The 25,066-nt window shown below is 61.0% G+C and carries 26 protein-coding genes; 14 read left to right on the top strand and 12 right to left on the bottom strand.

The window, feature by feature from the left end:
• The first annotated feature begins 96 nt into the window (after positions 1-96).
• The gene (gene surE / locus H8B14_RS15150; RefSeq protein WP_315984838.1) at positions 97-966 is read left to right on the top strand and encodes a 5'/3'-nucleotidase SurE; all 870 of its coding nucleotides are present in this window, start codon (positions 97-99) and stop codon (positions 964-966) included.
• Positions 967-1,150: 184 nt separating this feature from the next.
• Here surE and H8B14_RS15145 read toward each other — a convergent pair whose 3' ends face one another.
• The 5 genes from H8B14_RS15145 to H8B14_RS15125 form a co-directional block, all read right to left on the bottom strand.
• Entirely contained in the window at positions 1,151-1,354 is a 204-nt protein-coding gene (locus H8B14_RS15145) for a hypothetical protein (protein WP_187316498.1), read from the bottom strand.
• A gap of 73 nt (positions 1,355-1,427) precedes the next feature.
• A complete protein-coding gene (locus H8B14_RS15140) occupies positions 1,428-2,792 on the bottom strand; it encodes a sensor histidine kinase (protein WP_187316497.1) in 1,365 nt (454 codons plus the stop codon).
• 363 nt (positions 2,793-3,155) lie between these two features.
• A complete protein-coding gene (locus H8B14_RS15135) occupies positions 3,156-3,836 on the bottom strand; it encodes a response regulator transcription factor (protein ID WP_187316496.1) in 681 nt (226 codons plus the stop codon).
• 77 nt (positions 3,837-3,913) lie between these two features.
• The gene (locus H8B14_RS15130; protein WP_187316495.1) at positions 3,914-5,482 is read right to left on the bottom strand and encodes an ABC transporter permease/substrate-binding protein; all 1,569 of its coding nucleotides are present in this window, start codon (positions 5,480-5,482) and stop codon (positions 3,914-3,916) included.
• The gene (locus H8B14_RS15125; RefSeq protein WP_187316494.1) at positions 5,479-6,498 is read right to left on the bottom strand and encodes an ABC transporter ATP-binding protein; all 1,020 of its coding nucleotides are present in this window, start codon (positions 6,496-6,498) and stop codon (positions 5,479-5,481) included. The genes H8B14_RS15130 and H8B14_RS15125 overlap by 4 nt, the downstream gene beginning before the upstream one ends.
• Before the next feature lie 157 nt (positions 6,499-6,655).
• On the opposite strand from H8B14_RS15125, the gene H8B14_RS15120 reads away from it, so the two are divergent.
• The 4 genes from H8B14_RS15120 (at position 6,656) to H8B14_RS15105 (ending at position 10,384) form a co-directional block, all read left to right on the top strand.
• Positions 6,656-7,648, top strand: a complete 993-nt coding sequence (locus H8B14_RS15120) for a DUF1028 domain-containing protein (protein ID WP_187316493.1) — start codon at positions 6,656-6,658, stop codon at positions 7,646-7,648.
• A gap of 19 nt (positions 7,649-7,667) precedes the next feature.
• The gene (locus tag H8B14_RS15115; RefSeq protein ID WP_187316492.1) at positions 7,668-8,234 is read left to right on the top strand and encodes a histidine phosphatase family protein; all 567 of its coding nucleotides are present in this window, start codon (positions 7,668-7,670) and stop codon (positions 8,232-8,234) included.
• Positions 8,235-8,329: 95 nt separating this feature from the next.
• Entirely contained in the window at positions 8,330-9,715 is a 1,386-nt protein-coding gene (locus H8B14_RS15110; protein WP_187316491.1) for a M20/M25/M40 family metallo-hydrolase, read from the top strand.
• A 132-nt stretch (positions 9,716-9,847) separates the two neighbouring features.
• Positions 9,848-10,384: a 2'-5' RNA ligase family protein gene (locus H8B14_RS15105; RefSeq protein ID WP_187316490.1), complete on the top strand. Its 537-nt coding sequence runs from the start codon at positions 9,848-9,850 to the stop codon at positions 10,382-10,384.
• 143 nt (positions 10,385-10,527) lie between these two features.
• Here H8B14_RS15105 and H8B14_RS15100 read toward each other — a convergent pair whose 3' ends face one another.
• Both H8B14_RS15100 and H8B14_RS15095 read right to left on the bottom strand, forming a co-directional pair.
• Positions 10,528-10,881 carry a hypothetical protein gene (locus tag H8B14_RS15100; protein ID WP_187316489.1) on the bottom strand — a complete coding sequence of 118 codons (354 nt, stop codon included), beginning with the start codon at positions 10,879-10,881 and terminating at the stop codon, positions 10,528-10,530.
• A 97-nt stretch (positions 10,882-10,978) separates the two neighbouring features.
• Positions 10,979-11,491, bottom strand: a complete 513-nt coding sequence (locus tag H8B14_RS15095; protein WP_187316488.1) for a hypothetical protein — start codon at positions 11,489-11,491, stop codon at positions 10,979-10,981.
• A 256-nt stretch (positions 11,492-11,747) separates the two neighbouring features.
• Here H8B14_RS15095 and H8B14_RS15090 point away from each other — a divergent pair, with 256 nt between their 5' ends.
• Entirely contained in the window at positions 11,748-12,725 is a 978-nt protein-coding gene (locus H8B14_RS15090) for an NAD(P)H-quinone oxidoreductase (protein WP_187316487.1), read from the top strand.
• A gap of 112 nt (positions 12,726-12,837) precedes the next feature.
• Complete coding sequence (locus H8B14_RS15085; protein WP_187316486.1) at positions 12,838-13,494, top strand: NAD(P)H-binding protein; 657 nt, start codon at positions 12,838-12,840, stop codon at positions 13,492-13,494.
• 106 nt (positions 13,495-13,600) lie between these two features.
• On the opposite strand, the gene H8B14_RS15080 is transcribed toward H8B14_RS15085, so the two are convergent.
• The 3 genes from H8B14_RS15080 to H8B14_RS15070 all read right to left on the bottom strand — a co-directional run bounded on the left by H8B14_RS15080 (position 13,601) and on the right by H8B14_RS15070 (position 16,037).
• Complete coding sequence (locus tag H8B14_RS15080) at positions 13,601-14,224, bottom strand: thioredoxin family protein (RefSeq protein WP_187316485.1); 624 nt, start codon at positions 14,222-14,224, stop codon at positions 13,601-13,603.
• 30 nt (positions 14,225-14,254) lie between these two features.
• Positions 14,255-14,740 carry a TlpA disulfide reductase family protein gene (locus H8B14_RS15075; RefSeq protein ID WP_187316484.1) on the bottom strand — a complete coding sequence of 162 codons (486 nt, stop codon included), beginning with the start codon at positions 14,738-14,740 and terminating at the stop codon, positions 14,255-14,257.
• Positions 14,741-14,840: 100 nt separating this feature from the next.
• On the bottom strand, positions 14,841-16,037 hold the full coding sequence (locus H8B14_RS15070; RefSeq protein ID WP_187316483.1) for a lactonase family protein: 1,197 nt from the start codon (positions 16,035-16,037) through the stop codon (positions 14,841-14,843).
• A 194-nt stretch (positions 16,038-16,231) separates the two neighbouring features.
• On the opposite strand from H8B14_RS15070, the gene ispG reads away from it, so the two are divergent.
• From ispG to H8B14_RS15055, 3 genes are all read left to right on the top strand, one after another.
• The gene (gene ispG / locus H8B14_RS15065; protein ID WP_187316482.1) at positions 16,232-18,292 is read left to right on the top strand and encodes a (E)-4-hydroxy-3-methylbut-2-enyl-diphosphate synthase; all 2,061 of its coding nucleotides are present in this window, start codon (positions 16,232-16,234) and stop codon (positions 18,290-18,292) included.
• A gap of 380 nt (positions 18,293-18,672) precedes the next feature.
• On the top strand, positions 18,673-19,005 hold the full coding sequence (locus H8B14_RS15060) for a hypothetical protein (protein WP_187316481.1): 333 nt from the start codon (positions 18,673-18,675) through the stop codon (positions 19,003-19,005).
• A gap of 32 nt (positions 19,006-19,037) precedes the next feature.
• Complete coding sequence (locus H8B14_RS15055; protein WP_187316480.1) at positions 19,038-19,703, top strand: Rossmann-fold NAD(P)-binding domain-containing protein; 666 nt, start codon at positions 19,038-19,040, stop codon at positions 19,701-19,703.
• 187 nt (positions 19,704-19,890) lie between these two features.
• Here the strand turns inward: H8B14_RS15055 and H8B14_RS15050 are convergent, their stop codons facing one another.
• Both H8B14_RS15050 and H8B14_RS15045 read right to left on the bottom strand, forming a co-directional pair.
• Entirely contained in the window at positions 19,891-20,820 is a 930-nt protein-coding gene (locus H8B14_RS15050) for a DUF389 domain-containing protein (RefSeq protein WP_187316479.1), read from the bottom strand.
• A gap of 121 nt (positions 20,821-20,941) precedes the next feature.
• On the bottom strand, positions 20,942-21,400 hold the full coding sequence (locus H8B14_RS15045; protein ID WP_187316478.1) for a nuclear transport factor 2 family protein: 459 nt from the start codon (positions 21,398-21,400) through the stop codon (positions 20,942-20,944).
• A 286-nt stretch (positions 21,401-21,686) separates the two neighbouring features.
• Here H8B14_RS15045 and H8B14_RS15040 point away from each other — a divergent pair, with 286 nt between their 5' ends.
• From H8B14_RS15040 to H8B14_RS15025, 4 genes are all read left to right on the top strand, one after another.
• Entirely contained in the window at positions 21,687-23,456 is a 1,770-nt protein-coding gene (locus H8B14_RS15040) for an AMP-dependent synthetase/ligase (protein WP_187316477.1), read from the top strand.
• A 326-nt stretch (positions 23,457-23,782) separates the two neighbouring features.
• The gene (locus H8B14_RS15035; RefSeq protein ID WP_187316476.1) at positions 23,783-23,956 is read left to right on the top strand and encodes a DUF6728 family protein; all 174 of its coding nucleotides are present in this window, start codon (positions 23,783-23,785) and stop codon (positions 23,954-23,956) included.
• A 105-nt stretch (positions 23,957-24,061) separates the two neighbouring features.
• Positions 24,062-24,421 (top strand): MmcQ/YjbR family DNA-binding protein, encoded by a 360-nt coding sequence (locus tag H8B14_RS15030; RefSeq protein WP_187316475.1) that lies wholly within the window; start codon positions 24,062-24,064, stop codon positions 24,419-24,421.
• Positions 24,422-24,552: 131 nt separating this feature from the next.
• The gene (locus H8B14_RS15025; RefSeq protein ID WP_187316474.1) at positions 24,553-24,993 is read left to right on the top strand and encodes an Rrf2 family transcriptional regulator; all 441 of its coding nucleotides are present in this window, start codon (positions 24,553-24,555) and stop codon (positions 24,991-24,993) included.
• Positions 24,994-25,066 lie beyond the last annotated feature (73 nt).

Raw genomic sequence — 25,066 nt, 5'->3', positions numbered from 1 at the left:
GAGAATCTGGTGAATATGTCGGCCACGAAGCCCGGGCGGCGCGTAGGGAAGCGTGTACCTTTGTTGTCCTCTTCGTTCACCACACTCTTTCGCATCGTGTCTGAAACTGCCCGTAAACCCCTGATTCTCATTTCCAACGACGACGGCATCACGGCGCCCGGCATTGCCACGCTCGTGCGCGTCATGCGGCGCATCGGCGAGGTAGTGGTGGTGGCGCCCAACTCGCCGCAGTCGGGTATGGGCCACGCCATCACCATCGGCACCTCGCTACGCCTCGACCCCAGCACCATCTTCCCCGGTATCGAAAGCTATGAGTGCAGCGGCACGCCAGCCGACTGCGTGAAGCTGGCCAAGCACCACGTGCTGAAAGACCGCCAGCCCGATCTGGTGGTATCGGGCATCAACCACGGCTCCAACTCCTCGGTGAACGTGCTGTACTCGGGCACGATGTCGGCGGCCATTGAGGCGGCCATCGAAGGGCTGCCGGCCATCGGGTTTTCGCTGTGCGAATACGGCCATAACGCTGATTTTGAACACACCGAAGCTTGGGTGGAGCACATTGTGCGAGAGGCGCTAACGCACGGCATTCCGGCTGGTACGGCCCTGAACGTGAACATCCCCAAGAAGTCGGAGCAGCCGATTGCGGGCATCCGCATCTGCCGCCAGGCCCGCGCCAAATGGCAGGAAGAGTTCGACTTGCGCCACGACCCCTACAAGCGGCCGTACTATTGGCTGATCGGGGAGTTCGTGAACCTCGACCAGGGTACCGATACCGACGAGTGGGCGCTGGCCAACAACTTCATATCGGTGGTGCCCTGCCAGTTCGACCTCACGGCCCACCACGCCATCAGCAGCCTGAACGCCAGTTGGCAGCTGGGTCCGCGTTTGGAAGTATCAACCGCCCCCGCCCCACACCTGGGCAGCGCGTCTCCTGAGCCCGGCGAATCGGCCGGAGGACTGGGATAACGAGTAACTGAGTAATTGAGTAGCTGAGTAAGATTGCCCAGAGTACGCAGTAGCCGCGTGGCGGCAGCAGGTTTGTAGCAGTCAGCCAGTCTATTCTAGGGCAAAGCCGCGTGGCGGCGGCAGGTTCATAAGCAGAATCTACCGTCACTACGCGGCTTTCTTAATAAGTAGCACTGTGGGCTATTTACTCCGCTACTCTCCCCACATGGTGCACTATTGGCCTGGGTGCGTGGCGCACTACCAGCGGGATGCCATGCGCCACGGCGGCGGGCGGCGCGGGGTTCTGCAGCACGGGCAGGTAGCGCAGCGCAAGCAGTGTGGCCAGCAGCATCAGAATGCCAAACAGAGCTTTGGCGTAGGTATGGCGGCGAACTAGGGTGTGGCTCATGCAAGGTAGGCGTAGCGTGAGTGGGAGCTCTAAGCTAGCACGCTCAACATGAAGACTGTATGAGGGAATTCCGCTACACTTCGGTTGAGTTGCCCGTTGGTGCGCCGGCAAACTCCAGCGCAAACGTGGTGCCTTTGCCCAGCTCCGAGGTGGCCGTGAGCGTGGCCTCGTGGAAGGTGGCAATGGTAAGGGCAATGGGCAGGCCGAGGCCGAAGCCTTCCGGCGACGCGGCCCCACCTGCGTTGAAGCGCTGGAACCGGTCGAAGAGGTGGGGCAGGTTTTCGGGGGCAATGCCGGGCCCGGTGTCGGCTACGGCCAGGCGGTAGCCGCCGGCGGGCAGTTGCGTGCCCGTCACGGTGATGCTGCCGCCCCAGCGGTTGTACTTGATGGCGTTGCTAAGCAGATTGAACAGCAGCGTAAACAGCAGCGAGTGATTGGCACGGGGCAGCACCAGGTCGGGGGAAAGCTGAGTGCGTAGGTGCAGCTCGCGCTGAGCTAACCGGTCGTCGAGTTCGTTGAGCACCTCGGCCAGCACTACCGCTATACTCACCGTTTCTTCGCGCAGGTACTGCTCGTTTTCGATGTTAGCAATGAGCAGCAGCGTCCGGACGGTGTTGCGCAAGCGGTAGAGCGTTTTCTGCGACTCCACAATTTTCAGCGAGTGCGCGTGGCCCAACTCGGGGTCTTGCAGCATATTCTCGAAGCGCGTCTGCAGGATGCTCACCGGCGTCAGCAGCTCGTGCGACACGTTGCTCATAAACTCGCGCTCCTTCTCAAACGCCGACTGCACCTGGCGCATCATTTCGTTAAGGCTATCGTCGAGGCGGCGGAAGTCGGTGGTGGAGGTGCTGATGGGCGTGAACGGGAAGGCCGACGGGTGGCGCACATTGCGCAGCTTGCGCGTTATCAGGTCGCCGAGAGGGCGCAGCAGGAAGCGTGCAAAGGCCGCATCCGTCACGATGGTAACCAGGGCGCCCACCACCAGCACCCACAGCGCCAGTTGCCGCAATGTGGCTTCCAGCAGCTCCACCGTGGCCAGCGACGAGCCGATTTCCAGCTGGTAGGGACGGCCCTGCGCCGCAAACCGGTAGCTCAGAATCCGGAAATCCTCCACGGCATTGTCGACCTGCCGCTGCTCATCAAAGATGCGTTCCACGGCTACGGACGCCGTGCGCCCGGCCTCCGGCGTCAGGCTGATGTACTCCTGCTTGAGGATGTTGTAGTCGGCATAGGCCTCGTTCTGTTCCTGCCGCACGAAAGCTGCCAGCCCGTCGCGGGCAATCAGGGCCAGCACCTCGCGCTTCTTTTCGTGCAGGCGCTGGTCGGTGTGCGCCACGGCCACCCGGCTCACGATAGGCGGAATCACCAGCGCCCCCAGCAGCACCAGCAGCAGCTTGGACAAGGCATTAAAAAGAGCCAGCTTAGCTTCAAGACGCATAGGATGTCATTGCGAGGACGAAGGACGACGCAATCCTTCCTCTAAAAAGATGTGAGCGTCAATTATCAGAAAAGCCCTCCCGCAGGAGGGGAAGCTAACTCAATGTGAGAAGATGCCGCGTAGCGGCGGTGGATGTGTAGAACATCAGTCGACACCGGGAAAAAGCCGCATAGCGGCGACAGGTTTGCAGGCTAATCTATCGCCGCTATGCGGCTTGTATTCGCCAACTAAGCAACGATTACAAGCCTGCTGCCGCTACGCGGCTTGGGTTAGCAAGCAACCGCCCGAAGGTTGCGGGCTTAGGATAATGTCTGCCACGAAAGGAAGGATTGCTTCGTCGTGGCTCCTCGCAATGACAGACAGTTACTCCGCCACCCGATACCCAATTCCGCGCACGGTTTCCAGGAAGTCGGTGGGGGCGAAGGTTGTGAGCTTCTTGCGGATGTTCTTAATGTGCACATCGATGTAGTTGGAATCGGAATCGTCTTCCAGCACGTTGCCCCACAGGTGCTCGCCCAGCTGCAGGCGCGTGAGCACCCGGCCCCGATGCAGCAGCAAGTAGTGGAGCAGGTCGAATTCCTTTTTGGTGAGCGACGCTTCCTGCTCGCCGTGGCGCAGCACGCGGGCTGTCACGTCCATCACGAAGCCTGGGCCAAAGGTGATTTCCTGGCGACGCAAGCCAAACTTACGGCGCGTGATGGCCTGCATCCGGCTTTGCAGCTCCAGCAGCGAAAACGGCTTGGGCAGGTAGTCGTCGGCGCCCAGGTCTAGGCCCTTGATTCGGTCGTTGAGGGCACCGCGGGCGGTGAGAATAATGAACGAGGCCTCCTGCTTGTCGTTTTGACGGGCTTCGCGCAGCAGCTCCAGGCCGTCGCCGCCGGGCAGGCCCAAATCCAGCAGCACGAAATCGTAGCTGTTGACATAGATTTTCTCGGAAGCCTCCGCAAACGTGAAGGCCGAATCGACGAGGTACTTCGACTGTACCAGAAACTGTTTTACCTCGTGGTGCAAGCCTTTCTCGTCCTCGACAAGCAGAATGTGCATAGAAATCAGCTAAATGAAGTGCAACATACGCGCCCTGAGCGTGAAGAAAACATGAAGCCCAACCAGCCGGAAGCCGACTACTTCAGGTAAGCGCTCAGGTCGGAAATGGAGGAAATGCCCAGCTCCCGAGCCTGCTGCCGGCGCATCAGCAGCGCGTAGGTGTTGTTGAAGCCCAGCGGCGCCAGCCACTCCAGCTGATAGCGCCGCCGAAACTGTTGCTGCACGTAGCCGAACACCGCCCCGGCATCAGCCCCCAGCGAATCGACGGTGGCGGGCGGGGGCTGCAGCAGCACCAGCAGCCCGGTGCCGCTGTACTCAGGGTACATATCGATGGCGCCGCTGCGCAAGGCCTCGAAGCAGATGGTGGTGCCGCCCAGCCCGGTTTTGGTGCTCACGTCCAGCGCTGTGTAGCCCCGGATCAGGCTGGCATACAGCTCGGCCAGAATGTACTGCTCGGCAAAGATCTTGGAGCCCAGCTTCACCACCGGTGCCCCCGCAGCCAGCGGCCGGGGCATGCGCCACAGCCCGCGCCGCTTCAAGAATGCCAGTGCCACCGCCTTAGGCTCCTCGTGCAGATAGTCGACGCGGTAGTTGAGGTCGGTCATCACGGAGTCGGAAAGCTGGCCGGCCAGCTTTCCAAATACCGCGCGCAGCTCAGGGTGTTTGGTCAAGAGTCCGGCCCGCACTACGGGCGCCGCGAAGTAGGGCGGAAACACGCGCCGGTCGTCGCGGAGCACGCGCAGGTGGTAGGCCTTGATGCGGCCATCGGTGGAGTAACCATCAATAAGGTCGACGTTGGCGCTGCGGGCGGCCTCATATACCAGCGCCGGGGCCAGCACCACGCTGGGCAGGCCACCCAGGCCGTACGCCTGGCGCAAGCCTGGCAGCCCGTCGGCGCGGCCGATGAACTCGGGGCTGAAGCCGGCCAGCAGCTTGCCGGTGGCGCGGGGCAGCAGGTAGAGGCCCGCCAGCAGCGGCAGTGCCACCAGCAGCGCCCGACCCACGCTCACCAGCTTCCGCCCCGAAAGCCGCTGCACGCCGCCCAGCACCGCATCAAACGCCAGCGCCAAGGCCGCTGCCGGAATAGCGCCGGCCAGAATCATCACCGGATTGTTGAGGGCAATGCCGCCGAAGATGAACTCGCCGAGGCCGCCCGCCGCCACGTAGGCCGCCAGCGTAGCCACTCCCACATTGATGACGGCCGCCGTGCGGATACCGGCCATGAGCACCGGCAGCGCCAGCGGCAGCTCCACGCGGCGAAGCAGCTGGCCGTCGGTGAAGCCCAGGCCGCGGGCGGCATCCGTCACGGCCGGCGGCACGCCCTGCACGCCCGCCACCGTATTGCGGATGATGGGCAGCAGCGAGTAGAGAAACAGCGCCAGAATAGCCGGCCCCGGCCCGATGCCCAGCAGCGGAATCAGGAAGCCCAGCAGCGCAATGCTCGGAATGGTCTGGAGCACGCCGGCCGCGCCCAGCACCCACGGCGCTACCCGCGGCCGGCGCGTGAGAGCCAGCCCCAGCGGCACGCCTACCAGCACGCCCAACAGGAGGGAAGCGGCTGTCAGGCCGATGTGCTGCAGGGTCTGTTCGCCGAGTTTGCCGGCCTGCGTTTGCCAGAAAGCCAGGAGTTCGTGGAGCGTGTTCATGGCCGTTGCAGTCGTTGGATGGCTTGCCCAAAAGCACTCATCAGCGAAGCCAGCGTGAAGGGCACGGCCGGTGCATCAGCAGCTTCCGGCTGCGTCAGCAGTACCCGCTCGATGGTACTGGCTGCGGCTGGGTCAGGCGTGCTGAGCGCCTCCAGTGCTTCTTGGATGGTTGCTGTAAGTGAAATAGGCTGGTTATTTGAAGATGAGGTGTTTGTGTAATGAGAAGCTAAATCGGGTAGCACGTCCTGCAACTGCAAAGTCCGGAGCTGCAGGCTCAGCTTTTCGGCCTCGAAGAAGCGCCGGACAAAGTCGTTGGCGGGCTGGAACAGCAGCTCCCGCGGCGTGCCCAATTGCTGCACCCGGCCGGCGTCCAGCAGCAGAATCCGGTCGGCCAGCTCGAAGGCTTCCTGCACGTCGTGGGTCACCAGCACCATGGTTTTGCGGCGCAGCTCTTCCAGCTCCCGGAACTCGCGCCGGATACCCGCCCGCGTAATCGGGTCGAGGGCGCCGAAGGGCTCGTCGAGCAGCACTAAAGGTGGGTCGGCGGCCAGGGCGCGGGCCAGCCCCACCCGCTGCTGCTGCCCACCCGACAGCTGGTGCGGGTACTGAGCGGCGTAGCGTTCGGGCGGCAAGTGCAGGCGCGTCAGCAGTTCGTGGGTGCGCCGCCTGATGGTGGCCGCATCGTGCCCGAGCAGGCCCGGCACCACGCCCACGTTTTCGGCCACGGTATAGTGCGGCAGCAAGCCCACCTGCTGAATCACGTAACCGATACCGCGCCGCAGCTGCTCGGGCGGCAGCTGGCGCACGTCCTGGCCGGCCAGGTGCACGGTGCCGCTGTCGGGCTCTACGAGGCGGTTGAGCATGCGCAGCAGCGTGGTTTTGCCGCAGCCGCTCGGGCCCAGCAGCACCAGCGTCTCGCCGGGTTCCAGCGCAAACGAAACGTCCTGCACCACGGCGTGCGGGCCGTAGTGCTTGGTCAGGTGATGTACCGCAATGGCGGGCGTGGCAGCAGGCATAGGCTGGAAAGGTAGCACGGGATACGGCAGCAACAGCTGGCGGCAAGCTTGGTTGTGCGCGCTACTGGCAGCATTCGGTGCCGCTTCCAATTGGTCTGGCACAATTCTATGCCCCGCCCGAATTGCTCGCCCGCAGATTTCTTGCGTGCTTTAGTGCATGAAACGACTCCTTTGCGCCTTATTGCTACTGGCAAGCTTCTGTGGCCCGGCTGCCGCCCAGGTTTACCGCACCACCGACCCCTTGGCCCACACCTACAGCATCGTGGCCCGCGACCCAACCACCGGCGACCTGGCCGTGGCCGTGCAAAGTCACTGGTTTTCGGTGGGCACCAGCGTAAGTTGGGCCGAGGCCGGGGTAGGAGCCATTGCCACGCAGTCGTTCACCAACAAGTCGTTTGGGCCGCGGGGGCTGGCGCTGCTGCGCGCCGGAAAAACCGCTCAGCAGGCTTTAGATGAGCTGCTTAGCACCGACGACGGCCGCGACGTGCGCCAGGTGGCCATCGTGGACCGCAACGGCAATGTAGCCACCCACACCGGCGCCAAGTGCATCGATTTTGCCGGCCATCGGCAGGGCACGCAGTTTTCGGTGCAGGCCAATATGATGCTCACAGAGAAAGTGCCCGCCGCAATGCAGCAGGCGTTTGAGGCCGGCGCCAAGCTGCCGCTGCCCGAGCGGATGCTGGCGGCGCTGGATGCTGCCCAGGGTGCCGGCGGCGACGTGCGCGGGCGGCAGTCGGCGGCGCTACTGGTGGTGCGGGCCAAGCCGGGCGCAGGCGTGTGGGAAGACCGGCTCGTGGATTTGCGCGTGGATGATGCTGCCGAGCCGCTCAAGGAACTGCGCCGACTGTTGAGCCTCCACCGCGCCTATGAGCACATGAACGCCGGCGACCTGGCCGTAGAGAAAAACAATGTGCCCGGTGCCATCCGGGAGTATGAAGCTGCCGAAAAGCTATTTCCTAACAACCTGGAAATGCAGTACTGGCACGCCATCAGCCTGGCCAACAAGCAGCAGATGCCGGCCGCTTTGAAGCTGCTGGCCCCGATCTTCCGGCAGGAGCCCAACTGGCGCGTGCTCACCGAGCGGCTGCCCAAAGTGGGGCTGCTGACGGTGAGTGCCGCAGAACTCAAGCAGATTCTGACTGTCCGCTAACTACTTCAGACATTCCCATATGAACCATCTGTTTTCCCGTCGCACCTTCGGCCAGCTGTTGCTGTCGGTGCTGTTGCTGCCTGGATGTGCCACCCGGCCGGCCGGCAGTTCCTCTTCTGCCCCTGCTGACACAGTGGTATATGTGGTGCGCCACGCCGAAAAGGAAACTACGCCTGGCCTCGCCGACCCGCCCCTGACGCCCGCTGGTCAGCAGCGGGCTTTGGCGCTGCGCGACACCTTACGCAAGGCCAGCGTAGCTGCTGTTTTCTCTACCAGCACCATCCGTACTCGCACCACCGCCGAGCCGTTGGCGGCGCAGCAGCGTCAGCAGATCATGCCCTACGATGCCAAGCAGCTGCCCGCTCTGTCCGCTCGCATCCGGCGCAAATACCGGGGCCGCACCGTGTTGGTGGTCGGCCACTCCAACACCATCCTCGAAACCGTGGAAGCCTTGGGGGCCGCCCGGCCGGTGCCCACCGTCGGCGACAATGAATACGACTACCTGCTGGAAGTACGCATTCCAAAGGATTCCACCCGCGCTGCCACGGCAACAGCCCGGCGCTACGGGACCCGTAGCGGCCAGTAGTGGGCGCGTTACTGCAACCTGCCCCGCATTTCCTGCTACTTTAGCGTCGCTGCGCCACCCCAGGCGCCGCCGGTTTCTCTCGTTTTCTGCTTTCCATGATTTCAACTTTTCGCCGCCTCACGCTGGCCGGCTTGCTGCTGGCCGCTGGCCCGTTAGCCGCCCAGACTGCCCCCGCCTCCGACTCCCTGGCCATCCGCCGCCTCTACGATGAAGCCCTGCTGCGGGGACAGAGCTACGAAAAATTGCGTGAGCTGTGCACCAAAATTGGTGGGCGCCTTAGTGGTTCGCCGCAGGCCGAACAGGCTGTGCAGTGGGGCAAAAAGGAGATGGAAAAGATGGGCCTCGACCGGGTGTATCTGCAGGAGGTGATGGTGCCGCATTGGGTGCGCGGCGCCAAGGAAAAAGGCCGCGCCACCGGCGCTAAAGGCAAGGGCATCGACTTCAATGTGTGCGCGCTGGGCGGCTCCGTCGGCACCGGCGGTAAGCTGAAGGCGCAGGTAGTGGAGGTGCACAGCATGGCCGAGCTGGCCGCGTTACCCGCTGAGAAAGTGAAAGGTAAGTTCGTATTCTTCAACCGCCCGATGAACCCCACGCATGTGGAAACCGGCCGGGCCTACGGCGAAGCCGGCGACCAGCGGCGCATTGGCGCGTCCGAAGCGGCCAAGCGGGGCGCCATTGGAGCACTCGTGCGCAGCCTCACGCTCACCCACGACGACTACCCCCACACCGGCGCTATGCGCTACGACGAAACTGTGGCCAAAGTACCTGCCGCCGCCCTCAGCACCAACGGCGCCGACCAGCTCAGCCAGCTGCTCAAAGCCGACCCCGATCTGCAGTTCGAACTGGACATGAGCTGCCAGACCTTGCCTGACGTGAAAAGCTACAACGTGGTTGGGGAGCTCAAAGGCACTAAGTATCCCAATGAAATCATCACCGTGGGCGGCCACCTCGATTCCTGGGATTTGGCCCAGGGTGCCCACGACGACGGCACGGGCTGCGTGCAAAGCATGGAAGTACTGCGCCTACTGAAAGCCTCCGGCCTAAAGCCCGAGCGTACCGTGCGGGCCGTGCTATTTATGAACGAGGAAAACGGCGTGCGCGGGGGCGAGAAGTATGCCGAGCTAGCCAAAGCGGCCAATGAAAAGCATTTGGCCGCCATGGAGTCGGATGGGGGCGGCTTCACGCCCCGCGGCTTCAATATAGAGGCCGATGCGGCCACTGTGCGCAAAGTGCAGCAGTGGCAGCCCCTGCTGCGGCCCTACGGCAGCGCCGAGTTCAATGCCGGCCACGCCGGCACCGACATCGGCCCGCTGAAATCCCAGGCTAAAGCCCTCATCGGCTTCGACTGCGACTCCCAGCGCTACTTCGACCTGCACCATGCCGCCACCGACACCTTCGACAAGGTGAACCGCCGCGAGCTGGAGCTGGGTGGCGCCAGCATGGCTGCTTTGGTATATCTGATGAGCAAGTATGGGTTGTAAGGCTTGGCTGTCATCCTGAGCTTGCGAAGGATCTGGTTATGTTAGAAGGATTCGCCTGGTAGTCGTTGCAACGTACACAATGCCTTTGGCAAGCTTGAGATGACAGTCATTATCACAATTCCTGCCTAACTAATGCATTTATACCTCATTGCGCTGGTGCCGCCGGAGCCGGTGCGCGGGCAGGTGTGGGCTCTGAAACAGGAGCTGCACCAGCGCACTGGCAGCCGCAATGCCATCGGCCTGCCGCCTCATATCACGCTGGTACCACCTACCCGCCAGCCCGAATCGTTTGCTGCTGAAGCCACGCAGGCGCTGCACCAATTTGCAGCCACACAGGCTTCATGTAAGGTTGGGTTGCAGGATTTCGGCTGGTTCACTGACCGCACACTGTTCGTGCAGGTAACTGAAGCAGCGGCCTTGCGGCATCTGCAGGCGGCCCTCATGAACTGGTGCAGACAGCACTTACCCGCTGTACGCCCAGAATCACGCCCCTTCACGCCTCACATGACACTGGCCACCCGCGACCTGTCGCCGGCACTGGTACCAGCGCTTCGCCAGGACTTTGCAACTCGTACCTACGAAGCCAGTTTTCAGGCTACCTCACTCAATTTGTTCCGCCATAATGGTCGGAATTGGGAGAAAATTGCTGAATTTCAACTGATTGCATAGGTAATCAGGAGACAAATGGTGCTTAAAGTAAAATGCATCCTTCGCTGAGACAAGGAATAAAACGTTGGTATAGGCAGGCGAAACTGTCAGAGGTCATGCTTGGCCCACGCTTGCACTTGTTTGCGCTGGACTTACAACGGAAGCTACGTGAACAAGACCAAGGCAGCCAGAAGGGTATTCAGCATCTGGTGCCAGCGGGTATACGTGAGAGCATCAGTGGTGGTAGCCTCACGGCGGGCAGTGTCAAGCCACGTCAGCAGCACTTGCTTTTCAGGCATGGGCCAGTCGGGGCTGGAAGCATACTTGGGCCACTGGCTATCGGGCCACTGTTGCAGAAAATATTCGGCTTGGTCGGCAATGCGGCCGAGCCGAGCCGCGGCATAGGGGTCGGTGTGCTGCAGGTGCCGGGCACTACGGTATAGGGTACGCAACGACCGGGTTAGCGAGTGAGAAGCCTGAATGAGCTGCTCGGGAGTGAGTTCATTTATAGGGTCCATTGCGCACACCTACGACGAAAAAAAACGCCCTGGATTTAGTGTTTAGGCCGAAAACAACTAAATTTTTGCCTGGGAATTATCCGCTGCATTACGGCGTTTATTTCTCCTTCGGAGGCGAAATCTGACGAGGCTCTTCCGTGTCATCATCCAGCAGCTCTACCCCACTGCCATAGTCGGGGGCAAGGCGTTTCCATACGGCCAGCTTCAGCTCATCCAGGCGGTGCATAGTGTCCTGCACCGAGCTATGGCTCCGGATTTTGTCGAATAGCCCGGTCCTCTGGGCTACTTTCACCATCTGCTCCAGCACAAATGGTAGAATCCAGCCGACGACGTTGGATGCCAGTGCCCCGCGCAGACCGATGCGCACCAGCAGCCGGGCTGCCATGCGCTCCAGCAGCAGTGCCCGCGCTGCAGGCAGGGCCTTGTTGGTCAGAAAGTCTACTACCAGTTGCTGATTGCCTTTTTTAAGCTCAGCCCGCAGTACTTCCTGAATGGCATCGAGGGCCGAAGACGCAGCTTTGCGGAACAGGCGGCCTGTTTGCCAGGCTGCCATGCCTGTAAGTTGGCCAGCGGTGCGCAGGAAGTGGGGGAGCAGGCTTACTTTTTTCATGATCAATGAAAATACGTGCGGTTTGGGAGTCAGTTGCTGGTTGTCTGGTATCAGTATTTGCGCATCTATTCCAGGCTGTTTCTGAAAATTTGAATACGGTCCTGCTGAGTTTGCCGAAGCATCTTTACTGCTTTATCATACGAGCCCAAATAAAGCGGTAGAAATGCTTCGGCAAATTCTGCAGAACGTTCAATAAGCCTGAAGCGACGTTTCAGACCTAGCTTAGTCAACCACCATCAATTCTCAACCAGCAGCTATGAAAGCCATTATAATCACGCAGCCTGGAGGCCCCGAGGTGCTGCAGCTACAACAGCAACCTCAGCCGGTACCCGCTGCACACGAGGTACTTATCCACGTGTATGCGGCTGGCGTCAACCGCCCCGATGTGCTGCTGCGCCAGGGCAAATATGCAGGTTCCGGCGACGTATCAGGAACTGTGCCGGGGCTTGAAGTGGCCGGAGTAGTGGTGCAGTGTGGCGCGAAAACCATGCGCTGGCAGCCCGGCGACCGGGTGTGCGCGCTGCTGGCCGCTGGTGGCTATGCTGAGTATGCCGTGGTGGATGCCCGCCACTGCCTGCCCGTGCCGGCTGGCTGGGAGTTTGCCGCCGCCGCTGCGCTACCCGAAACCGTGTTTACGGTGTGGCACAACGTGTTCCAGCGGGGGCAGCTGCAACCCGGCGAGCGGCTGCTGGTGCACGGTGGCAGCAGCGGTATTGGCACCACGGCCGTGCAGCTAGCCACGGCGCTGGGTAGCGTGGTGGCTGCCACGGTGGGTAGCGACGCCAAAGCCGCCGCCGTGCGGAAGCTCGGTGCCGAGTTGGTTGTCAACTACAAGGAGCAGGATTTTGAGGAGGTAGTGCAGGCCGCTGGCGGCGCCGATGTGGTGCTGGACATGGTGGGGGGCGACTACACGGCCAAAAACCTGCGGCTGTTGCGCGATGATGGCCGCCTGGTGTTCATCAATGCTATGCAGGACGGCAAGGCTGAGTTCAATGCGCTGGATGTTATGCACCGCCGCCTGACCATCACGGGTAGCACCCTGCGGCCCCGCACCGCCGACTTCAAGGCCGAGCTGGCCGCCGAAGTAGAGCGCCATGTCTGGCCGTTGCTGGCAACTGGCCAACTGAAGCCGCTGCTGCATGGCACGTTTCCGCTGGCTGAAGCCGCTGCCGCGCACACCTTGCTGGAAAGCAGCACTCATATTGGCAAACTGGTACTGCTGCCACAGGAATAATTTGGGGAAGCAGGATTTTGCGGTGAACAAAAAACTGTGAGCTGCGTAGTAAGGGAGATTTCGCCGGCCTATGCGCAGCGAAGTGCCGCTCTTTGCTCTCCTTCACACCTATATGCTTACCGCTTTACTTATTGGAGCCACCGGACTGGTTGGCGACCATACGTTGCGCCAATTGCTTTCCGATACCCGTTTTAGCCGCATCAAAGTTTTCACCCGCCGCCCCACCGGCTACCAGAATCCCGAACGGCTCGAAGAGCACCTCGTGGACTTCGACCAGCCGCACCAGTGGCAGCACCTGCTTACCGGCGACATACTGTTTTCTGCGCTGGGTACTACCCTGAAACAGGCTGGTAGTGCAACTGCGCAATACAAAGTAGATTACACGTATCAGCACCAAGCGGCAGAAGCTGCCGCCCAAAACGGTGTGAGTACCTACGTGCTGGTGTCTTCGGCCTCCGCCAATCCGGATGCTTTCATGTTTTACACCCGCATGAAGGGCGAATTGGAGCAAGCCATTAAGCGCCTGCCTTTCCAGCGAATCCGCATCATCCAGCCTGGTGTGCTGGCGGGCAGTCGCCACACTCCGCGGCTGGCCGAGCGCCTTGCATTGCCCCTAGCCGACCTGCTAGCCCGGTTGCCGGGCCTGCATCAGTACCGCCCTATTCACGGCCGCGATGTTGCGCAGGCCATGATCAACGCTGCCCTCGACCTGAAGCCTGGCGTGCAAACCGACACGCTGGAAGGCGTATTTCGGCGCGCAAGTCAGTAACACCAAGCGCCTGCTCTCATGAACGAGTGAAGCGCGTATGCGGGGGGCGCCAGTTGGTGCCCCCCGCATACGCGCTTCACTCGTTGGCAGAATGCTCTGCTTTGCCTTATGCCTTCTTCCACTTAATGGTGCAGCCAATGGCTTTGGTAGTACTCACAGTGGCCGGCTTGCCAGCCAGAAGCTCTGTCATGGCGTTTTCCAGGTACTTGGTTTTTACCAGCCTGGCGTCTTCTGAGTTGTCGTCGATGGCGCCAATGTAGCTTACCACGAAGTCGTTGCCCTGGCGGTTGAGAACGTACAGGTGGGGCGTGCGGGTAGCACCATACCGCCGCGCCACTTCCTGCGACTCGTCCTGCAGGTAAGGGAAGCCGTATCTTTTGTCCTTGGCCCGTTTTTGCATGTCGGCAAAGGAGTCGCCGGGGGCCACGGCGGGGTCGTTGGGGTTGATGGCCACCACCGGGTAGCCCAGCGGCGCATACTTGGTGTGCAGGTCGATGATGCGCTGCTCGTAGGCTTTAGCGTAGGGGCAGGTGTTGCAGGTAAATACCACAATGTAGCCCTTGGCGGCTTTGTTGGAAGCCAATGACACCAACTTGCCGTCCACGTTTTTCAGCTGAAAGTCCGCGGCTTTATCACCAACTTGGTAGCCGGCAACCACCGTACGCAGCATCACAAAGCTGCTCAAAGCCAGCAGCAGGCAGGCGGCCAGAATAGGAAAAAGCTTTTTCATGACAATGAAATGGGTGAGGTGAAGGAATGCTTATTGCAGAAACTTCTGCAGCGCCGCCGTTAGCTCGGGCTGTGTAAACTCCTGCTCAAACGAAGCACGCTTCTGGCGCTTATTGTTGATCATCAGGGTGAAAGGCAACGCCCCCGACCACTGGCGGTCCACCTTGTCCATCCAGGTGTTGGGGTCGGTTTCGTTGAGCAGCACCACTTCCGACCGTAATTTCTGCTTCACAATAAAAGGCTTCACCTTTTTGCTGAGCTGCGACACATAGTCGGTGCTGACCAACAGTACTTTCACTTTCTGCCCGGCATAAACGCGGCTCAGATGCTCGAAATACGGCAGCTCTTTCACGCAAGGCCCACACCAGGTAGCCCAGAAATTCACTACGTAGGTGGTATCGTTGGGCTGGCTTAGCCGCTGCTGCAACTGGGGCAGCCTGATGACAGCCACCTGTTGCGCCTGGCCAGGTAGTGCAAGCAGGAAGGCCGCCAGGACCGCCGTCAGGCCTTTGTGCATGTCAGAAAATGGTTAGAAGGAATACTATATACCCTATAAACAGACACATAATGGCTGCAGAAGTTGCGGGCCTGGCCGGAAATGGCAGCCTAACCATCTGCTACGCCAGAAAATCCGGAATTACTTGCAGGCACACAGGAGCGGGCACTTCCACCACCACGCCGGTGGGCGTCAGCTGGCCTGTCTGGGCGTTGATGGTATAGGTCACAATGTTGTTGGAATTCTGGTTGGCTACCAGCAGAATGGCGCCGCTGGGGTCGATGGCGAAGTTGCGCGGCGTTTTGCCCTGGGTGCTCACGTGCTCTACCAGCGTGAGGCGGCCGGTGTCAGCAGCCACCGCAAATACAGCCAAGCTGTCGTGGCCCCGGTTGCTGGCGTACACAAACCTGCCGTTGGGGTGCACATGAATATCGGCGCAGGTATTGGGAGCTGTGAAGTTGGCCGGCAGCGTTGGCACGGTGTGCAGGTCCCGGAACGTGCCGGCCGTGGCATCATAGGTTAGCGCCGTTACGCTGCAGGCCAGCTCGTTGACAAGAAAAGCCCAGCGGCCGTTGGGGTGAAACGTAAGGTGGCGCGGCCCGGCGCCCGGCTGGGTGGTGAAGGCCGGCGCCGGCAGCGGCGTCCACGGCCCCGCATTGGCCGCCAGCTCGTAGCCCAGCACCTGGTCGGTGCCCAGGTCCACGGCAAAGGCGAAGCGGTTGGCAGGGTCGGGGAGGATGCAGTGGGCGTGGGCCTCGCTCTGGCGGTTTTTGACGGGCCCCGAGCCGCGGTGCTGGGCGGTGGCAGCTGGTGGCTGTAGCGTGCCATCCGCCGCAATGGGCAGCAAGCTCACGCTGCCGCCGCCGTAGTTGGCTACCAGCGCCGCCTGGTTGCGGCCGGCCAGACTAACGTAGCAGGGGCCGCCGCCGCCCGACAGCTGCTGGTTGAGGAGCGTGAGGCCACCTGTGCGCCGGTCGATGGCAAAGGCGCTGACGTAGCCGCTTTTTGCGCTCTGAAACTCGTCTACTTCGTTGGCCGCGTACAGGCGCTGGCGCTTGGTGTCGAGGGTGAGAAAGGTGGGGTTGGGGCCACCTTTCTCGGCCCGCAGGCGGGTGAGAGCACCGGTTTTGGGGTTGAGGCGGTAAAGGAAGATGCTGTCGGCGCCCTCCTTGGCATAAGTACCCACATACACCAGCAAATCGGGCCGGCCGCGGCCAGTGAGGGCGCTAACGCAGCCGGAAAGGCCCAGCGGTAAGCCCGCCAGCGTCAGGCTGGTCAGTTTCAGAAAATGGCGGCGGGAAGTGGAAGGGCCTGGCATCAGAGTGATATAAAATAAGTGAGCACCAGCTGCCAAGGTAGCCACAGTCCGGAATTTATGGCGGATTGGCACCCGCGCTGCACGAGTGGCCGGGCCTATAAGGTTGGCCGCCTGGCAGGCGCTCGAACGTAGCGGTTCGCTCGTACCTTTGCCGGGTACCGCAACTTTCGCCTTCCGCCGCCGGTTTTTCCTTTATGAACAAGACGTACTGCCCCAGCCTCACCGAATACAAGCGCCGCCTCTCCCGGGAAGTTCAGCTCGGCGACCTGCCGATGGGCGGCTTGAACCCGATTCGGGTGCAAAGCATGACCACCGTGGACACCATGGACACGCTGGGCTCGGTGGAGCAGACGCTGCGCATGGTGGAGGCTGGCTGCGAGTACGTGCGCATCACGGCGCCCAGCGTGAAGGAGGCCCAGAATCTGCTGGAAATCAAAAAGGAGCTGCGCAAGCGCGGTTGCACCGTGCCGCTCATTGCCGATATCCACTTTACGCCCAATGCCGCCGAGCTGGCCGCCCGCATCGTGGAGAAAGTGCGCGTGAACCCCGGCAACTACGCCGACAAGAAGAAGTTCGACGTCATTGAGTACACCGACAGCAGCTACGCCGCCGAGGTGGAGCGCATCCGGGAACGGTTCCGCCCGCTGGTCCAGATCTGCAAGCAGTACGGCACGGCCATGCGCATCGGCACCAACCACGGCTCCTTGTCCGACCGGATTCTAAGCCGCTACGGCGATACGCCGCTGGGCATGGTGGAGTCGGCGCTGGAATTTCTGCGCCTCTGCGAGGAGGAAAACTACTACAACGTGGTGCTGAGCATGAAGGCCAGCAACACCCAGGTGATGGTGCAGGCCTACCGGCTGCTGGTGCAGAAGCTCGACGCCGAAGGCCTGCAGCCCTACCCGCTGCACCTAGGCGTAACCGAAGCCGGCGAGGCCGAAGACGGCCGCATCAAGTCGGCTGTGGGCATTGGCACGCTGCTCGAAGACGGCCTCGGCGATACCGTGCGCGTGAGCCTCACCGAAGCCCCCGAAGCCGAAGCCCCCGTGGCCCGCGCCCTCATCGACCGGTACACCAACCGGGCCCAGGAAGCTAAGCCTATTCCTTCAGTTGTTAGTTCTTCGTTGGCAGTTGGCAGTGAGAATGACGCTCCAAACGACCCAACAACTGACAATCAACAACTAACAACTAATATTCCCATCGACCCCTTCCAGTACCACCGCCGCGCGACGCGGGAGGTACTGAACCTGGGTGGGCAGAACGTGCCCCGCGTGATGGTGGATATTTCCCGCCTCTCGTCGGTGGAGTATGCCGATTTGCGCGCTGTGGGGCATTTGTATTCGGCTTTCCTCGACAAGTTCCAGATGAACGACCTGGGCGCCGACTACCTATACTCGGGCCAGCGCCCCGTGCCGTTCATGCTGCCCAACGGCCTCAAGGAAGTGGTGGATTACGCCGCCTGGCTCGACGCCGGCCAGCGTGCCGACCACTATCCGGTGCTCACTCAAATTGAGTACGCCGCCGCTGGTGCCCGCCACCCCGAGCTGAATTTCGTGTTCCAGAACCTGGATTCGCTCACGCCCGCCGCCCTGGCCCAACTGCGCCACGATGCCACGGCTGTTATCATCCTCTATACTGACAACGCCCACGCCATGCCCGAAATCCGACGGGCGTTTTTCGAACTGTTGAACAACGGCGTCACCAACCCGGTCATCATCAACCGCCAATACCCGGCCCTGAGCCCCGAGCAAACCCAGCTCTACGCCGCCACCGACGTGGGCGGCCTGCTCCTCGACGGCCTCGGCGACGGCGTAGTGTTGAGCACCGAGTTGCTGCCGGAGCGCAACAAGGAGGAGTGGCTTACCACGCTGGATCAGCTCAACCAACTCAGCTTTGGGATCCTGCAGGCGGCCCGCACGCGCATGTCCAAGACGGAGTACATCAGCTGCCCCAGCTGCGGCCGCACCCTGTTCGATCTGCAGGAAACCACCGCCATGATCCGCAAGCGCACCGACCACCTGAAGGGCGTGAAAATCGGCATCATGGGCTGCATCGTGAACGGCCCCGGCGAAATGGCCGACGCCGACTACGGCTACGTAGGCGTGGGCAAAGGCAAAATTGCCCTCTACCGCGGCCAGGAAGTCATCAAGAAATCCGTGCCCGAAGAACGCGCCGTAGACGAGCTCATCGAGCTCATGCGCGAGGACGGCCGCTGGCTGGAAAAGGAGCTGCTGGAAGAGCCGGTAGTGGGGTAGTCTAGACTTATGCGCTTTCTTCACTTTCTGTTTAAGTGCTTTTACTGTGCATCTTCTCAAAGTCGTTCGTTGGCAAGGCCCATTGGAGGAATGTCGCTGCTATTCGGCTTTGCTAGCTTAGACATTATCTTATTCTCATTAAAGCACTTGAAAGCTTATATAGAGGTGAGCGAGATTCAATTCTTTCTGATTCTATTAATTCCGTCCGCACTCTCCAATATACTGTTACATAGGATGTATGAAAGCCGACAGTATACGGGTATGATAAGTCGGCTGAAAAGAATTCAGGGACTACCAAGGCTGCTATATGGATTTTTTGGTTATGGTTTGTTAGTAACAGCAGGTATACTTCTGGCTTGGCTAAATAACCTGCCTGTGCAATGAACCCTAAAATTCATTTATCCTCTGGCCTGACTCTCCTAGGCACCATCGAAGCTAAAGTAGTAGACGTTTCGATGGGCGTAATCTGGGGCACCCTGAAGCCAACTTCCGCTTATTATACCAACTATCAGCCTTTCTTCTGGGCACACCTGGAAACACCCGACTGGAAAGGTCTTGCGGCACTGGATCTTAAAGCTGTTTCTCCCTTGACCAGTGAAATCGTTGCAGAGGGAGGAATAGATATTACTGATGTAGAAGGTTTCGACAAGGTTGATGCTAATGTTTGCGGAATTGGATTTCAGCAAATGAACCGGCTATTTCCTGACGGCTAAAACATACGCGCCGCTCATCCGTCCTCCCCAGCATGAAACTACGCGTGATAATCACCGGCACGACCGGCATGGTGGGGGAAGGGGTACTGCTGGAATGTTTGAACGACCCCGAAGTGGAGCAGGTACTCAGCATCAGCCGCCGGCCCAGCGGGCACCAGCACCCCAAACTGCGGGAGCTGCTGCACGAGGATTTCCAGAACCTCACGCCCATTGCCGGCCAGCTCACGGGCTACAACGCCTGCTTTTTCTGCCTGGGCGTATCATCGGTGGGGATGCAGGAGCCGGAGTACCGCCGCCTTACCTACGACCTGACCCTGCACTTCGCCCGCACCCTGCTGGCCCACAATGGCCCCGACCTCACGTTCTGCTACGTTTCTGGTTCGGGCACCGATAATACGCTGCGAAGCCGCCAGATGTGGGCCCGCGTGAAGGGCGAAACCGAAAACGCGCTGCGGCAGCTGGGTTTCCGGCAGGCCTTTATGTTCCGCCCCGGCTTCCTGCGTGCTACGCCTGGCCAGCAGCACGTGCTGCCTTACTACAAGTATTTCGGCTGGCTGTACCCGGTGGTGCGCGGACTGGCCCCCAAATTTGCCTCCACGCTGACTGAACTAGGCCGGGCCATGCTGCACGTCGCCCATTGCGGCTACGCCAAATCCGTGCTGGAAGTGCCCGACATTGTGGCGGCGGCGAAAGGGTAGAGACGCAATATCTTGCGTCTCGTCGTTGCTGACGTTGAATAACGGGCGGGATTCAGGCTATTCAATATGGAGTTGAACGGTGTAGAGACGCGACACTTCGCGTCTCCTCGTTGCTGAGGTTGTTCCAACAGGCGCGGCGGGTGCCAGTTCGTTAACAGCAACGCCCGCGCCACCCAGCCCGGCCCGTTTATACGATGGGCTTGCGCTTGTGCAGGAACTTCTGCTTGAGCCACAGAAACGGCACGCCCAGCCCCACGATAAAGCCCCAGTCGGCCCCGAAACGCTCCAGGCCTTCCAGCGCTAGTGCCCAGTTGCCCACGGCCAGGCCTGCCCCAATCAGGGCGGCGGCCGGGATGAAGGCCATGGCAATGAGCGGCCCGGCCTGGAAGCTCCGCCGGAAGGCTGCCAGCATCACCACGCCGGCCAAAGCCCCGGCGGCCGATAGCAGCAGCTCCATCAGGCCAGGGTGCGACAGGTGCTTGACCTCGGGGTTTTCGGCCAGCAGCTGGCCCGTGGTTTCGCCGGCCGCCACCAGCCAGTACATGGTCAGGGCGGCGGTGCCAATCAGGACGGCGTAACCGGTGAGCGTTGACTGGATGCCGCGCCAGACTACAATCCAGCGGCGCAGCACCAGCCCAACCGGCACCTTGGTCATGGGGTCGAAGCCGGGAGCAATGATGGCGGAAGCCGTGAAGGCCACGGCCTGCGGCACCGGCTCGGAAACCAGCCCGATGGCGCAAATCAGTCCACCCAGGGCCATCAACAGCAGATAGTTGGTGGTGATGGCGCCCTGATGGCGCAAGCCGCTTTCCATTTCCTCCCAAATGGCCTCGTCCTTATCATCGACGATGGTTTGGTGGGACGCCGGGGCAATGAAGCTGGCCGCCTCGCTGGTCACCACGCTTAAGTCGTTTTTGTGGGCAACGGCGGCTCGGGCCCGGCGCAGTACCTCGTCGGCCCCGCGGTTGAGCACGTGCACAATCAGCACGTCGCCGGCGGGCTTGCGCGAGGCTCCCGGCTGCACGCTCAGGCCAACAACGTCGTCCAGTTCCGTCAGCTGCCGGCACAGCGGCTCAGTCACGGTGGCGGGTACGGTAATTTCCAGGGTTCGGTGCATGAACGGGAGCGTAAAGTCGGCCGCGCAGGCGTCCGGGTTGGCCTCTACGTACGGCCATTGGTGCCCACTGTTCCGGCCGGGTCGTATTTACCGCTCCCGGCCGGCCCTGCTTACACCGGGCCTACTTGCACTTGTCTTTGCGACGCGTGTCGATGACGTGGGCAATCTTCCAGCCGTCGGCGAGCTTCACCAGCTGAAACGAGTTGTAGCCGCAGTGGCTGAAGGTGCTGCCCAGGTAGAACTCGTAGGGCGTCCAGACGCTGGCCAGGTTGGCGTCGATAAGCACTTTTTCAAAGGTGATGCGCTCATCCCACACCTCCTTGTGTGGCGTGCCCACGGCCTTCACGAAGTCGGATGGGTTTTCAGGGCGCAGCTGCGTCTGGCCGTTTTTGGCGGCGAGGGTATGAAACACGGCCCCTGGGGCCAGCGTGGCGCGCACGGTGGCACTGTCGCCGCGGTGCATGCCGTCGAAAAACCGGCGGACGGTTTGCTGCACGGCCTCGATTTCGGCGGCTGGCTTGGTTTGGGCGAAAGTAGCCGAAGCGGCTAGGAGCAGCGGCAGCAGGAGCAGAGGCTTCATCAGTTGGGACAATAGGGTGGGACGCAAGGTAGCGGAAAGCCGCAGCGCAGCAGCGCGGACTTTGTAGTTCGCACCCCGGAACGACAATTACAATAACAATGCGTGGGCGCGAGGCAGTAGCGCGAGCTTTGCAGTTCGCGCCCCGGAACGACAACCGCACTAACGGTGTGGAGGCGCGAACTGCAAAGTTCGCGCTACCAAAATTATGACTTACCGTCGTTGCCACCGGGCAGCCGCCTACTTTTGCGGATTGCCGCAGTCTCGGCAGCTTTCCCGCGCTTTTCCCATGACGTTTTCCCGCACCTTCGACCTGCTCGCCCACCTGGCCCACACCACCCCCGAAGCCGACTGCCTGGTTGAAAAAAAGAACGGCCAGTGGCAGCCGCTTAGTGCCGCCAAGGTGCAGGAATTGAGCAACCACGTCAGCCTGGGCTTGCGCACGCTGGGCGTGCGGGCCGCCGATAAAGTGGCCATTATTTGCCCGAACCGCCCCGAGTGGGTGGTGGCCGATATGGGCATTGCCCAGCTCGGGGCCGTGAGCGTGCCCATGTACCCGACCATTACAGTGGAGGATTACCGCCATATTTTCCAGGATGCCGGCGTGCGCGTAGTGCTGGTGGAGGGCGGGAAGCTGCTGGCCCGGGTGCAAGAGGCCGTGGCCGGGCTGCCGCACGGTCCCGAGCACATCCTCACCTTCGAGCCCACGCCCGGCCACCGCTCCTTCCTCGACCTTCTAGCTCTGGGTGTCGCCGCCGATGTAGCCGCTTTGGAACCCATCAAAGCCGCAGTGCAGCCCGACGACCTGCTCACGCTCATCTACACCTCCGGCACCACCGGCCGGCCCAAGGGCGTAATGCTCAGCCACCGCAACATCCTGTTCAACTGCCAGAATCTGCTGAGCTACCTGCCGCTAACCCCGGGCCACAAAACCCTCAGCTTCCTGCCTTTGAGCCACATTTTCGAGCGCACGGCTACATTTCTTTATCTGCAGCTGGGCTTCAGCATCTACTACGCCGAAAGCGTGGAGCGCATTGCCGACAACCTGCGCGAGGTGCAGCCCCACGTATTCACCACGGTGCCCCGCCTGCTCGAAAAAATCTACGACAAGATTGTAGCCACTGGCCAGCAACTCACCGGCCTCAAGCGCAAGCTGTTCTTCTGGGCCCTCGACCTGGGGCTGCGCTACGACACCCAGCAGGACCAGGGCGCGTGGTACAACGCGCAGCTGGCCTTGGCCAATAAGTTGGTGTTCAGCAAGTGGCGCGAGGCCATGGGTGGGCAGGTGCGCTATATCGTGAGCGGGGGCGGGGCCCTGCAACCGCGGCTGGCGCGGGTATTCTGGGCTGCTGGCATCCGGGTGATGGAAGGCTACGGTATGACCGAAACCTCGCCCGTTATTGCCGCCAGCCAGCCCGTGCCCGAGGGCAACCTCATCGGGGCCGTGGGGCCGGTGCTGCCGGGCGTGGAAGTGAAAATTGCCGCCGACGGCGAAATCCTGACCCGCTCGCCCTCCGTGATGCAGGGCTACTACAACCGCCCCGACCTCACGGCCGAGGTCATCGACAGCGAGGGTTGGCTGCATACCGGCGACATCGGCGAGCTGGTGCAGGGGCGCTTTCTGAAAATCACGGACCGCAAAAAGGAGATGTTTAAGACCTCGAACGGCAAGTACGTGGCCCCGCAGCCGCTGGAGTCGCGCTTGTCGGAGTCGCCGCTGGTGGAGCAGGTGATGGTAGTGGGCGAAGGCGAGAAGTTCGCGGCCGCGCTGCTGGTGCCGGCCTTCGCCGAACTGCGCGCCTGGGCCAAGCAGCACCAGCTCCCCGCCGACCTCTCCGATGCCGCGCTGGCCGCCCATACCCAGGTGCGGCAGCTTTATGAGCAACTGGTGCAGCAAACCAACGTGGCCTTTGCCCAGTGGGAGCAAATCAAGAAGATCGAGCTGCTGCCCACGCTCTGGAGTGTGGAGTCGGGCGAGCTGACACCCACGCTCAAGGTGCGCCGCAAAATCATCAGCCAAAACAACCAGCAGCGCATCGAGAAGCTGTTTCGGGGGTAGGGTCATAGCGCGAACTATGTAGTTCGCGTCGCCGCACCGTCGGAGCGGTGCAGAAAGTGTCTGGAGCCTGAGAGACCATCCTACTGAGTGTGCCGAAGCACCTCTCCCGCTTCGTTGAATTGGTATAGGCGAAGCGGGAGAGATGCTTCGGTACACTCAGTAGGATGGTCTGATGTTAAAAGGCCACAATGCTATCCATTGCAATGATGCTGACGGCACACAGACGCGCACTGCAAAGTGCGCACTAGTGCTCGGCTAACTGGCCGGGGCGCAAATCTTTTCCGGGCCCCAGGTGTTATCTTTCTGAAACCGAATCCAACTGACTTATGCGCAAAGACCTGTTTAATTTCGGCCCGATGTTCGGGTACTTTTTCCGCAAAGACGACCCCACGCGCCACACCAATTTCAACCTGCGCACCATGCACTTCATCAATAAGCTGAGCATGGCCATGTTTCTGGTGGGCCTCATCGTGTTGATTTACCGCTGGTTTATCCGGTAATTTAGTTGTCAGGTGGTGGTTGCCAGTTGTCAGGGGTTGCTGTAAGGTATCCTGACTGGCAACTGACACCTAATAACTGACACCTACCACCTGATAACTCTCCGAGTGAACATCGAAGACTTCCGCGACTATTGCCTGCTGAAAGCCGGCGTGACCGAAGAAACGCCCTTCGGCCCCGAAACGCTGGTGTTTAAAGTCGGCGGCAAAGTGTTTGCCCTCACTGATATCGAAACCTTCGGCAGCATCAACCTCAAGTGTGACCCCGAGCGCGCCCAGGAGTTGCGCGAGCAGCACGAGTACGTATTGCCCGGCTACCACATGAACAAAAAGCACTGGAATACAGTGCTCGTCGGCTCGGGCGCCCCCGAGCGGCAGCTGCACGAGCTGATTGATCATTCCTACGACCTGGTGCGCGCGTCATTGCCCAGGAAACTGCGCGACGAACTGGCCGAGGCTGAACAATAGCGTACAAGGCGCGCAGAAAGCGGCCCGGCCGTTTTTTTGTTAAATCATATTGTAACTTTATTGGTTACAATGCTACCTTTGTCGCACTCACTCAAAGCCAAGGGCGTTCCATTGGCTTGACGCTTTGAATTATGCAGATCAGCAGACGTTTTTCAGTCGCCGTACACGTACTTTCTCTGCTGGCATTGCCGGAGCAAGATGACGTGCTGCTGACGTCGGAGCGCATGGCAGGCAGCGTGAACACCAATCCGGTGGTGATTCGGCGGATTCTGGGGCAGCTCAAGAAGGCCGGGCTGGTGGAAGTGCGGCCGGCTTCGGGCGGTACGTTCCTCACGCGCCAGCCGGCCACCATCACGCTGCTGGAGGTGTACCGCGCCGTGGAAGTGGTGGAGGCAGGCCAGCTATTCAGCGTCCATGATAAGCCCAACCCGGCCTGCCTGGTGGGCCGCCACATTCAGTCGGCGCTGGATGACACGCTGCAGCGCGCCCAGACGGCCCTGGAACAGGTGCTGGCCCATACCACCCTGCAGCAGGTTACCACCGACATTGCGGCTAAAGCCCTTATTTCCTGACTTTTTTTTGCGCTTGATTGTAACTGTATTGGTTACAGTGTGTCCCTTTTTTTCTTCCCTTTACCTTTTTCTC

It is taken from the genome of Hymenobacter puniceus (assembly GCF_014333525.1).
Lineage (GTDB): Bacteria > Bacteroidota > Bacteroidia > Cytophagales > Hymenobacteraceae > Hymenobacter.
The sequence above is the reverse complement of the archived record's forward strand: the minus strand, read 5'-3'. Positions and strand labels throughout refer to the sequence as shown.